Source organism: Prevotella sp. E13-27 (assembly GCF_023217965.1).
Lineage (GTDB): Bacteria > Bacteroidota > Bacteroidia > Bacteroidales > Bacteroidaceae > Prevotella.
Genome location: NZ_JALPSC010000001.1, coordinates 1,201,783 through 1,213,510 on the forward strand (window position 1 = coordinate 1,201,783; position 11,728 = coordinate 1,213,510).

The following is an 11,728-nucleotide window of genomic DNA, read 5'->3' on the forward strand; positions in this document are numbered from 1 at the left end:
TTTAGAAAACGACGACCTCACAAGTCTTTCCACCGAGTAGGGCAGCAGCCTGAGGGAAGTTGCTGCGATACATGCCAGGACCCTTGAGAAGGAATACAGCATCGGCACGGGCAATAGTAAAGAAGTCGAGGAAAGTCTTTTCGTAGTATTCGTAGGAACGGATGGTATCGTTGCCGATATGCGACACGGTACCATCTATTATATACGCCCCTATGGCCTCACGGCTGCGCTCAAGGAACGTGGTGCTGTCGGAACACACAACAATACGTTTGTCAGCATGTTGCTGCTTCAGGGCCATGAGCTGCTCAATACTGCTGTTGAGCAACTGCTGCTGTTCTGCTGCGGGCAACGGCTCGTTATACACCTCTTCGTTGAAGTCGCCAAGGAGGTTGCAGAAGCGCGCTGACACAGTTATGTAGGGCGCAGCTATGTCGTCGCTTATCTCTTTAAGATGCTGTGACAGTCGGTCGGAAGGACGGAACAGTTTCTTGAAGCTGTCGGCAAAGCCATCAATAAAGCTGATGGGCGAGTTGGTGTAGCAGTGTATCTGCTTGTCGCTATTGGCGGTGAACTCCTTATAGAAGAGCTTGCGGTGCTGACGCCGCTCTATTTGTGATGTCGTCTGTGTGTCACAGATGACCACGTGTGCCTTCTCAGTGTTCCATATGATGTCGTTTCTGTCTATCTGCCAGTCATACTCCGCAGGCACGAGATAGTCTGTCAAGGGGAACGGATAGTCAAAGAACAGGCGGAAGTCACGTCCTGTCCTGAGACACTGCTGGAAGACACTCACAGCACCACGCAAACGATCGACAAGACCACCGTCGGCAGTGCCACGGGTGTGTATGCACACCACGGCAGTGGCACTCTTGGCATCTTCCCTACTTTTCATAGCCGTCTCATTGCCATCTTTGTATAAGGGAGCTATGCGTTTCAGTATCTCTTTCTCCGTACGTCTCCTTATGATGGTCAATCTGTAAAGTATAGGATAATAGCGCTGTAACAGTTTTTCGAAGATAATCCGGGGGTTATACTTCAGAGCGAAAAGCATGAACAGCAGCTTGTAGTCCGTGAGCCACAGGAAATGCATGCGCTGCCTTATGGTAAGACGTTGGAAGCTGATGCGCTGGAACAGCTGTTGTAGTTTTGCCTCGATGGCATCGTTGGCTCCTGTCAGGTTTCCATAGTTGTGGGCATAGCATGCCATCATGCTTCGCCATCCGTAGAATAGACAGCTGTGAAGACGTGACACCTCTATACTGTCAGGCGCAAAGTTCTGTTCAATGACATCGGCAAGCTGTAGGCGTGTCATTGTCTTGTAATGGAAGAACTTCGGTGTCACCCTTATGGTGTAGGAGTTGTCGTTGTTCTGATAGAAATAGACGGCATCGGAAAATGCCACACGTTCTGCTGCAAGCAAGAAGAGACGCTCATCGACCTCGTCGGAGGTGACGGCAGGCTTTTCTTTTTGTGGAGGGTAGCTTAAGTTCAGCCACGCCTTTCGCCGATAGAGGCCGCCGTTACAACCTATAGACCAGTCGGGCATGGTCTCTTTCACAAGCTCACGGCCGTTATAAACGAGTGAAGCATCAAAGCCTTCCACAGGGAGTGTCCGTGTGCATCTGTCCTGAAGAGAGCTGCTTTGAGTGTTGTCGGCTGTCAGCATGTCTATGAACTTCATGACTGGATAGACAATGTCGGCATTGGTTTGTTGTTGTCTGAGGAGCATCTTCTCCATATAGTGCTCCTCTATGCGGTCGTCAACGTCGAGCTGTATGAGCATGTCGCCGCGCGACTCATAGACGGCATGGTCGCGGGCCGCCTTTGCCGAACCGCTGTTATGCTGAGAGAAGCATCTCACGCGCTCGTCACCACGAGCTATCTCCGTCAGCGTCAGCCATGTTTCATCGGTAGAGCCGTCGTCAACGACCACCCATTCCCAGTTGGCATACGTCTGGTCGCAAAGGCATTTGTAGATGCTTTTGAGAAAGTCATTGCCGTTGAACACGGGCGTAACAACAGATATGAGTGTGCTGTTCTCCATAATGATTATTGTTCGAAGCTGCTATAGCTATTGTCCTCGTCGGATTCTTGCTGATTGTCCTCGCGCTGAGGCTTCTTCTGACTCGTCATGTTACCGAAGTTCCAGGTCAGCTGTACGTTGAAGCGAGGCTTGCGCCAGCTCTTCTGGTGACGCCAGAAGGTAGGGCTCTCGGTGTAGTTCTCAAACTTGCGAGTGCCGAACACGTCACGCCAGTTGATGGCAAGGGCAAACATCTTGTTTAAGAAGGTCTTACGAAGGCCGAGGTCAAGAGAACCGTTGGGCTTACGGTAACCCTGTGTGATCACTGAGCGTGAGCGATAGTTGCCTGTTGCCTGAAGGGTGATGCTATAGGGCAGTATGACGGATGCCAGCAGTCTGCCGTCCCAAGCAAAGCTCTCGTCGCTTTCGCCTGTCACGAGTTGGTTCTCCACCATGGTCTGGAATCCGTTAAGCTTGTAGTAGTAGGCGTTGAGCGTGGTGGTAAGGTCGAGTATTCGCCACAACTTGTTCTTCAAGATAAGTTCTGCACCCGAGCTCTGACTCTTTGCCACATTGAGGTTTGTCATAAACATTGATGGCTGTCCGTTGTAGGTGCCCTGATAGCGTATGCGCTGCATGACATCGGTCGTAGGACGGTAGTAGGTGCCTATTGACAGGGTGTGTCCTTCCCATGTCTTCATGAAGTTGAGCGAGAACGAGTTGGTGTATTCTGGCGTCAACTCTGGGTTACCGAACTCAATCATCGACGCGTCGCGGGTGTTCTTGAATGAGTTGAGCTGTCCGCCCCATGGCCTGCGCAGACGACGTGTGTAGTTAAGCTGCAACTGGGCAGTCTCGGTCAGCGAATAGTTGAGAAACAGTGATGGGAAGAGTTGGAAGTAGTCTTTCTTAAATGGACTCTCGTTCTGGTAATAGTCTATGCTCTTTGTGTCAACCTTCCAGTATTCACCGCGCATTCCTGCCATCACGCCGAACTTTCCGAAGTTCATGTTGGCTGTGACATAGAGTGCATGTATGTCTATATCATAGATGAAGCGATTGAAGAAGAAGGCTTCATCATCATATTTGTTTGTCGTCTGGTTCCATATCTGCGACTCCTGTGGAGTGTTCTCATGAGACATACGCCCGTTGTAACCTGCTTCGAGCTTCGTCTTCTCGCTTATCTGGTTGGTATAGTCTATCTTTGCTTCCCATGCGTGGTTGTTCATGTTCATGGGGCGGTTTTGAAGACTCCATGTGGCAGGAGAGCCGTTGGTATATGTGGTGTCGTTGCGATAGATAGTGGAGCTGTTCATCTTCCACTTGTTGAACGACAGTGATGCGTCGAGGGTGTGTGTGCCTTTCTCGTTGAACTTATGTGTGAAGGAAAGTTCAGCGTTGTACATGCGGTGCTTGCCTTCAGGCGATGTGGTGGAACGTGTCATGTGTTTCAGTACCTCGCCAGTTGAGAGCACACCGTAGTCATATTCACTGACATTATCGTTTGATGGCTTTCCTCTGAGGAACATGCCTTGTAGCGAGAGGTCGTCGTTGTCAGAGAGGTGGAATGTCAGTCCGGCACGTCCGAAAAGACCACGTCCTTTGTTGCTGTTGTCGCCGTGGCTGTTCATGAAAGTGTCCTGCAAAGGATAATGCTGCTCACTCTCGTTGCCACCGTTGCCGCGACGACGGCGCAGACCTAAGTTGATGTTCGCATCAAGAGTCTTTGACGAGTAGTTGATGTTACCACCCACGTTCCATCCTTTCTGGTTGTTGGCACCTGCTTGCATTGAGCCGTAGTAGCCAGCCTTGCGGTCGCGCTTGAGGATGATGTTGATGATGCCTGCCGTGCCCTCTGGCGAGTATTTCGCTGATGGGTTGTCTATGACCTCTATGCGTTCTATGCTTTCAGCGGGAATCTGCTGAAGGATCTCAGCGCGATTGTCGGCTGTAAGTCCGCTTGCCTTACCGTTGATCCAAACCTCTACGCTGGAATTGCCGCGAAGAGATATCTCTCCGTCAGTGGTTACCTCTACTGAAGGGATGTTCTCTAACAGGTCGGTGACTGAGCCACCTGCTGCTGCCAGGACCTCGTCAACGGTGAATGTCTTGCGGTCAACCTCGAGCTTCATCTGCGAGCGCTGTCCTACGACCTGCACTTCTTTCAACGTCTGTTGATCCTCGGCGATATAGATGGCGTTATAGTGTACGCGACGTTGCTGGGGAGTAATCTGGAACTTGCGTGTCACTGTCTTGTAGCCCACGAAGGTAACCTGCAGCGTGTAACTGCCGTCTTTCAGGTTGCCTATCTGGAAGGAGCCTTTCACATCGGTCATGGCACCGCCGACGTGCTTGTTGTTGCTGTCTGTGATGCGTATGTTCACGAACTGCATAACCTCGTCGGTCTGGCGGTCCAGGATTCGTCCTTTTACAAGTCCTTGAGCTTGAATGCCAACGGCAGTAAAAAGAAGTAATATGACTAATAATAATCTGTTCATGGTTTGTGGCTCGTTTTTGTGTTGTATTTATCGTGCGAGATAGTAGAATATGGCGGCAATAACTATAATCAAGTATGAACAGCCTCTCCATATCTTGCCGAAGACATAGCATGCGAGAATTACCAGGAGAATAGTTATTACGTCTGAAATATTAATGTCTATCTGCTGATACTCGAGCAAGTCATCTATACTTTCTTCGCTTGAATCAATCTGTCGCCTTCCTGTCATGTCATCATTCTCGACATTGCCTTGTGCCCACGATTGCAACCACATAATAGCAGTACAAAGAAGGACATAAAGACGCAGGGAGATTTTTTCCATTGTTTTTTAGCAGTATCGTTTCAGTTGAAAGTAGGATGTGTTTGGTTGTACTCCAACCGAGAATCGAACTCGGATCTACTCTTTAGGAGAGAGTTGTTCTATCCATTGAACTATTAGAGCCCTTTTTACAGGGCGCAAAGGTACAAAGAAAAAGGGAGAAACAAAAACTTTTCTCCCTTTTTATCAGAGTTGTATCAATTATTAGAGGTTAGAGGTTAGAGGTGAGAGGTGAGAGGTTAGAGGTAAGAGGTGAGAGGTTAGAATGTGAGCAGGTACAGATTGCGTGATGATTTTTTCTTGCCACCCCATGCCACATTCAGACCAAGGTTGAAGCTGGCATTGGAGTCGAGGGGAATAGATGATGCTCCTGTCTTGCCTATCATGTGGTCCATGCCGATGAACAAGTTCATTCCTGACGGATGGAAGTTAACCACCCATCCCATGGTAGTGCAGAAAGACGTGAATGCCACGTTGATGCCACCGTCAACCCATTTCAGCGGACGTATGTTGGCGCTGATGCGTTCCTCAGTCCACGAATACTTGCCATCGAAACGATGAGAGAGCAGTGAGCCGAAGGTGAGCTTGTCGTAATAAGGCAGAGGATACTCCAGACCAAAGCGAAGGGTAGCTGCCAGTGCGTGTGTGCTGCCACCATTGTCGCCTTTGTTCTCAAGGTTTGCGAAGTCCTTGAATCGGTCGGCGTAATTGTCTTTCTCGTCATCGAAGGTCTTCTTGCCTTCTCCGCTGCTCATGTCCATGTCGTTGAAGCCGTCGAAACGGAATGTCTTGCCTGACGATTCAGCCACAATGCCATTGCTCCAGCTGATGAAGCCGAGGTCGGTCAGGGCGAGGCTTACCTTCAGTTTGTTAAGCCAGTCAACAGAGCAGTCCTTGAACTCATAGACACCACCGAGGTCAACTCCGATGCCGAAGCCGCTAATACCAGCACCATCGGTGTCAATGCCGTCAACACGCTTGTATTTTCCTGGCTGTGTCTTATACTCTTCTTCCTTCTCTTTAAAAGAGGCTCCTTTCATGTTTATCTCACCACGAGCTTTTCCGTCGATGAGCCAGTGGTCGCCTGTCAGGTTGGCATGAACACCTTCCATGCTGAAGTCTGCGTAGGCAGTACCGAACAGCAGCTTGAACTTTGCACCAACACGCAGGTTCTCGTAGAGCTGGCGAGAGTGTCCGAATGCCAGTTCGGTGTAGCTCCATCCGCGTGCTCCGAGATCATCGAAGGAGTAGTCCTGGTTTTTCAGGTCCTTAGCGAACTTGAAGAAGTCATAGGGCATGGAGAGACCGAAATGCATGCGCTCTTTCAGTTCGATGGTGTTATAGCCGTCGAAGCCTGCGAAACCTACAGATACGACTGGCAGGTCCATGTCGAAGAGAACGGTGTTGGCACCTTTGTCAAAACCGCTCAATGCCTCGTCAACAGAGATGCCCGGATGCATGAATGTAGTGGTCTTCTTTGCACCGCTCTTTATTCCGTAGTCGGGGTTCTTGAAGAAGAAGTCGCCAACGCCTAAGCTACCCTGTAGCCTCATGTTGAGGTTTCCAAGTACAGGAATAGCTACATAGCTCTGCTCGTTGGCCAAGGCCGGGTTCATGATGTGCCTGTATTTATAGTCGTCGACGAAATATGCCGAGTTCAGCTCTTGAGCCATCATGGTTACTGCCTGTGAAATCAGTGTCACGGCAAGTATATATCTCTTAATTGTCTTCATGTGCTTATATTTTTTGGGAAAGTATTAATGATTGTATTGCTGTCACACTGAACGTTTATTTGTCAAGGTCAAGTGATATGCGTCCGTTCAGGTTTATCTTAATATTTTCCAGCTGAACCCTGTGTTTGCTAGCATTGAGGGTTTCTGCCGTAGGCTGTTTCGCACTGGCCATCACTTCAAGCACTATGCCGTCGAAGTTCTTAAGGTTACCAGAAACCTTCAGGCGCAGTTTCTTGTTCTTGGGGTCTCCCTTCTTGTAAACGGTGAGGCCGCCGTTAAGCACATTACCATTGTTGTCGATAAGCTCCACCTTGCAGTCGGTAATTACAGGGGCGTTGCCGTTGTTGTCCTTTACACCGATAGCCTTTGGTGAGGTGATGAGCAGTTCAAGCGGTGTGCTGTTGTGGATGTCGGCTTCTATGAGGACATGGCTGCCTTCGTAAAGGTTTATGTCCTGGTCCTTCAGATCTTTGTTGATGTTATCCAGGGTGTCTGTATAGACGATGAGGGAACCATTCTCCAGAGCCAGCGGTGCCGTAAACTCATATGAAGGCTTTATCTCATATCCCAGTCCGCGCTTCACTGTGGTGGTATCATTGGCATAGAGGTCAATTGTTGTTGCTGGGTTGGCCACAGGATTAGATGTGTCGTGGTTTGCCTCGGCAGTGAATGTGAAGTCTAAGCTCTCAGGAATCTTTGTTATGATAGAGTCCATGTCGAACACCTCATAGAGGTTTCCGCCAAGTGGGGTGATGCCTGGAGTGTTCACCTGTATGTAGGATGTTGTAGCATCGTCAGTTCCACCCTTGCGGTTGATATATATGGTGGTCTTGGGGGTAATGCTTTGACGTTTCATCACAATGTCCTTGTTCTTTGTAAGGTTTAGCTTGCGTTTTGTGCCGTCCTTGTAGTTGGCAGTGAGCACACCCTTAAGCATTGCCTCCATATCCACGTTGTTCTCTATCTCAATCTTGATTGTGGGGTTCTCAAGCATTATGTGCACGCGCTCGTCAGTGAGGAAGCCGGGTACAGAGCTTATTTGGGTATTCTTGTCGTCAATGTTGATGTCGGGGTTGAACCAACCTTCAGCACGGGTGATGACGAACTCGTGGTTGGCATTACCGAGGTTCATGTTGGCAATGGTGATATCTTTTGAGCCTGGTGTCGTTGTTATGATGTCATTGGTGGTGAAATGCATCAAGACCTTTATAAGTCCATGCATGTTAATGGTGTTGGGATTTACCACCACGTAGCTCTCTTTGGCAGGCGTCTCTGTGTCAATGTTCTCAATGTTTGTCAGTGACAATGCGAGATGATATGCCGTCGAAGTGTTGTGGTTAGTTATCTTCACTATGTTGTAGTTAGCGTCGGATGTCTTGTCTATGACCTTACCCGTTTCGTCGAAAGCGAAGAATTTAGGGATATACACGTCCATCGACATTTTGTTTACCATATTGGCAATGTCGGGGAAGTTGATGTCAAGACTAATGCCTCCATTGATGTCGGCCTTGTTGATCTTTACTATCTGACTATTGCCTGCTGGATCGGAGAAGTTGAATGTGGCAATGGTTGTTGGAACACCTGTCTCGGGCAGGGTGTAACTGTTCACAATGCTATTTGCCTTGTCATAAGCCATAGCAGCGGTGATACCGAATGGAATGTTTTGGGCGGTAAGGTTGTCCTGTACGAAGGAAACCTCTTTCACCTTAGGAGTGGCTGGCGAGATGTTGTCGCTCTTTACGAATTGATAGTCACCATTGGCGAGCGTGTCAATACAGTCATCTTCCTCGAATTTCAGAAGATCGCCAAGAGGGCTGTTCTTCGTGGAACTTGTCGGTAGCGTAAAGCCGTCGGAACCTATACCGATAGTGGTATCGAGGTCACTGAGGTCGATGTTTTCATCGGTAGAACATGAGAAGAACATCGTGCCGGAGAACAATACTCCAAGTGCCATTAAGGCATGGTTTAAACCAGTAATTTTCCTCATATTGAAAATGTTATTAGGTTAGTTAATATTCATAAAAAAAACAGCAGTTATTGGGACTAAGCCACATAACTGCTGCAAATATATTTATAAAAATTCAAAAATGCAAATAAATCACAGAGAAAATAACCAAATTAATGGAAATTTTTACTCAAGATAGGTATAGCCGTAGAGTCCTGAGCGGTAGTTGCTGAGGAATTCCTTGCCTTCTTCGAGAGTGATGCGTCCTTCTTTGACGCTCTTCGTTACCCATATCTCCAGCTGGCGTACAAGTTTCTTTGGGTTGTACTGCACATATTCGAGCACCTCTTCTACTGTCTCGCCGTCAATAATCTGGTCGATGTGATAGTGACCGTCCTTCACTGATACGTGTACGGCAGTGGTGTCGCCAAACAGGTTGTGCATGTCGCCAAGAATCTCCTGATAGGCGCCAACGAGGAACACTCCGAGGTAGTAGTTCTCGTTTTTCTTAAGTGCATGTACGGGCAGTGAATGGGAATTGTGGCGGTTGGTCACGAAGTTGGCAATCTTACCGTCAGAGTCGCATGTGATGTCCTGTATGGTCGCATTGCGTGTAGGACGCTCGTCGAGACGCTGTATAGGCATGATGGGGAATATCTGGTCGATAGCCCATGAGTCGGGCAGCGACTGGAACAGTGAGAAGTTGCAGAAGTACTTGTCTGCCAGCAGTTTGTCGATGCTCTTCAGCTCTTCTGGCACATGCTTCATATTCTTGGCAAGAGCGTTTATCTCGTGGCATACGCTCCAGTACATGGCTTCAATCTCGGCGCGTGTCTTCAGGTCAACGATGCCGTGAGAGAAGAGGTTGAGCACCTCTTCGCGTATCTGCTCAGCGTCGTGCCAGTCCTCAAGCACATTGCGAGGTGATAGGTTGTCCCAAATCTCGTAGAGGTCCTTTACCAGCTGGTGAGAGTTCTCATCGGGCTCAAACTCTTCGGGCATCTCGGGCAGTGAAGCTGTCTCCAGCACGTCAATGACGAGCACAGAGTGGTGAGCTGCCAGCGAGCGTCCGCTCTCAGTGATTATGTTGGGGTGGGGCAGTCCGTTCTTGTTTGCTGCATCGACGAAGGTGTAGATACAGTCATTGACATACTCTTGGATGGAGTAGTTGACGGAGCTTTCGCTCGATGGTGAGCGTGTGCCGTCGTAATCGACGCCCAGTCCGCCACCACAGTCAACAAACTCTACGTTGTAGCCCAGCTTGTGCAACTGGATATAGAACTGTGAAGCCTCGCGCAGTGCCGTTTGTATGCGGCGTATCTTTGTTATCTGTGAACCGATATGGAAATGTATGAGCTTCAGACAGTCGCGCATGCCTCGCTTGTCGAGCTGTTCCAGCGCGTCGAGAAGCTCGGCACTTGTCAGTCCGAACTTTGAGGCATCGCCGCCACTCTCTTCCCACTTGCCGCTGCCACTTGAAGCCAGCTTTATTCGGATGCCGATGTTGGGCTTCACGTTGAGCTTCTTTGCCTCACGGGCAATGATGTCAAGCTCATTTAGCTTCTCAACGACGATGAAGATGCGCTTGCCCATCTTCTGGGCAAGGAGGGCGAGCTCAATATATGACTGGTCTTTGTAGCCGTTGCAGATGATGATAGAGTCGCTCTGGCACTGTACGGCTATGACGGCATGGAGCTCAGGCTTAGAGCCGGCCTCGATGCCAAGGTTGAACTTGCGTCCATGAGAGATGATTTCTTCCACCACAGGCTGCATCTGGTTCACCTTGATGGGGAACACCACGTAGTTCTCAGCCTTGTAGTCGTATTCCTTAGCAGCTTTCTTGAAGCAGCTCCATGTCTTCTCGATACGGTTGTCGAGAATGTCGGGGAAGCGTAACAGCACTGGCGACGTGACATCTCGCAGCGACAGCTCGTCCATCACTTCGCGAATGTCTATCTGAGTATCGTCCTTGCAGGGCGTAACATAGACATTGCCTTTGTCGTTGATACCGAAGTAGCTTGTGCCCCAGCCGTTGATGTTATACAGCTCACGGGCATCGTCAATGGTCCATTTCTTCATGTTCTCTGTTAGGGGACTAGTGATAGAAGTTCTTTAAGTTTCTCTATTGTTATCTTTATCTTGTCATAGTTGTCCATGAGGCTGACATCGAGGGTGTAGCGCGCCTTGTTATAGAACTGCTCGCGATAGTCAAGCTGTTCGCGTATGAAGGCTGTCAGCTCCTCAGCGTTCTTGCCTTTTATCAGCGGGCGTTCCACCTTTCCCATGCGCAGGTGCTTCTCCAGTACGTCGGGCTCGCAGCGCAGATAGACCACCTGTCCCTGCTGGTTCATATAGTCCATGTTGTCAAAGAAACAGGGTGTTCCGCCTCCGCAGCTGATGATGACATCTTCAAACTCTGCCACCTCGTGGAGCATGTTACGCTCTATATTGCGGAAACCTTCCTCACCCAGCTCGGCAAAGATCTGGGGGATGGTCTTGCGACGGCGGCTCTCGATATACCAGTCGAGGTCATAGAACGGCATTCCCAGTTCTTTTGAAAGTGCCTTGCCGACAGTGGTCTTGCCGGCTCCCATGTAGCCGATAAGAATAATGCGTCGAAAAAGACTCTCCCCCTGCCCCTCCCTGTGAGGGAGGGGAGTGGTTAGACCGCTCTCAGTGATATTATTCATGTTCTAAATCAATGTCTTTTCTATATTAAAATCAACATCTCAATCGATATCATAATTATTATTTAAATATCTCAATCAATATTGAAATAATGTTCTATTTGAGTCAAGACTGAATCAGGGTCGTTAAGGACTTCTTCATTTGTGAATCGCATTACGTGGTAGCCAATGCTTTCTAAATAGTCCTCGCGTATTGCATCGTTTTCGGTCTGACGTGGTTCTGAATGATATCCTCCATCCACTTCTACGATGAGGCCTCCGTGTCTTGAAACGAAATCTGCTATATAGTCGCCTATAACATGCTGCCTTAGAAATTTCTCTCCTGCAACACCTTTTCTCAGATATTCCCAGAGAATGGTTTCTGCCAAAGTTGCTTCTTTTCTGTTTTTCCGTGCAAATTCCTTAAGGAGTCCGTATCGGTCGGGAGCAGCTGTCTTATAGCTCATATATTGAATAAAACGTATCTAAGCCTCGTTTTCCGTAGTAAGTCTATCTACTCCCCTCCCTCACAGGGAGGGGCAGGG

8 protein-coding genes and 1 tRNA gene are annotated in these 11,728 nt (G+C 48.9%); all 9 read right to left on the reverse strand.

Features of this window, described 5'->3' with window-relative positions:
- Position 1: 1 nt before the first annotated feature.
- Positions 2-2,044 carry a glycosyltransferase family 2 protein gene (locus M1L52_RS04950; protein WP_248613834.1) on the reverse strand — a complete coding sequence of 681 codons (2,043 nt, stop codon included), beginning with the start codon at positions 2,042-2,044 and terminating at the stop codon, positions 2-4.
- Between the two features lie 5 nt (positions 2,045-2,049).
- Positions 2,050-4,521, reverse strand: coding sequence for a TonB-dependent receptor domain-containing protein (locus M1L52_RS04955; protein WP_248613835.1), 2,472 nt, complete (start codon positions 4,519-4,521; stop codon positions 2,050-2,052).
- Between the two features lie 27 nt (positions 4,522-4,548).
- Positions 4,549-4,842 (reverse strand): hypothetical protein, encoded by a 294-nt coding sequence (locus M1L52_RS04960; protein WP_248613836.1) that lies wholly within the window; start codon positions 4,840-4,842, stop codon positions 4,549-4,551.
- Between the two features lie 48 nt (positions 4,843-4,890).
- Positions 4,891-4,962: transfer RNA gene (locus M1L52_RS04965), tRNA-Arg, on the reverse strand.
- Positions 4,963-5,099: 137 nt separating this feature from the next.
- Complete coding sequence (locus M1L52_RS04970) at positions 5,100-6,572, reverse strand: DUF5723 family protein (RefSeq protein ID WP_248613837.1); 1,473 nt, start codon at positions 6,570-6,572, stop codon at positions 5,100-5,102.
- A 55-nt stretch (positions 6,573-6,627) separates the two neighbouring features.
- A complete protein-coding gene (locus M1L52_RS04975; RefSeq protein ID WP_248613838.1) occupies positions 6,628-8,526 on the reverse strand; it encodes a hypothetical protein in 1,899 nt (632 codons plus the stop codon).
- A 177-nt stretch (positions 8,527-8,703) separates the two neighbouring features.
- Positions 8,704-10,596 carry a biosynthetic arginine decarboxylase gene (gene speA, locus M1L52_RS04980; RefSeq protein ID WP_248613839.1) on the reverse strand — a complete coding sequence of 631 codons (1,893 nt, stop codon included), beginning with the start codon at positions 10,594-10,596 and terminating at the stop codon, positions 8,704-8,706.
- An 8-nt stretch (positions 10,597-10,604) separates the two neighbouring features.
- Positions 10,605-11,207: a shikimate kinase gene (locus tag M1L52_RS04985; protein ID WP_262917936.1), complete on the reverse strand. Its 603-nt coding sequence runs from the start codon at positions 11,205-11,207 to the stop codon at positions 10,605-10,607.
- A 71-nt stretch (positions 11,208-11,278) separates the two neighbouring features.
- Positions 11,279-11,650 (reverse strand): endonuclease domain-containing protein, encoded by a 372-nt coding sequence (locus tag M1L52_RS04990; protein ID WP_248613840.1) that lies wholly within the window; start codon positions 11,648-11,650, stop codon positions 11,279-11,281.
- Between the last annotated feature and the right edge of the window lie 78 nt (positions 11,651-11,728).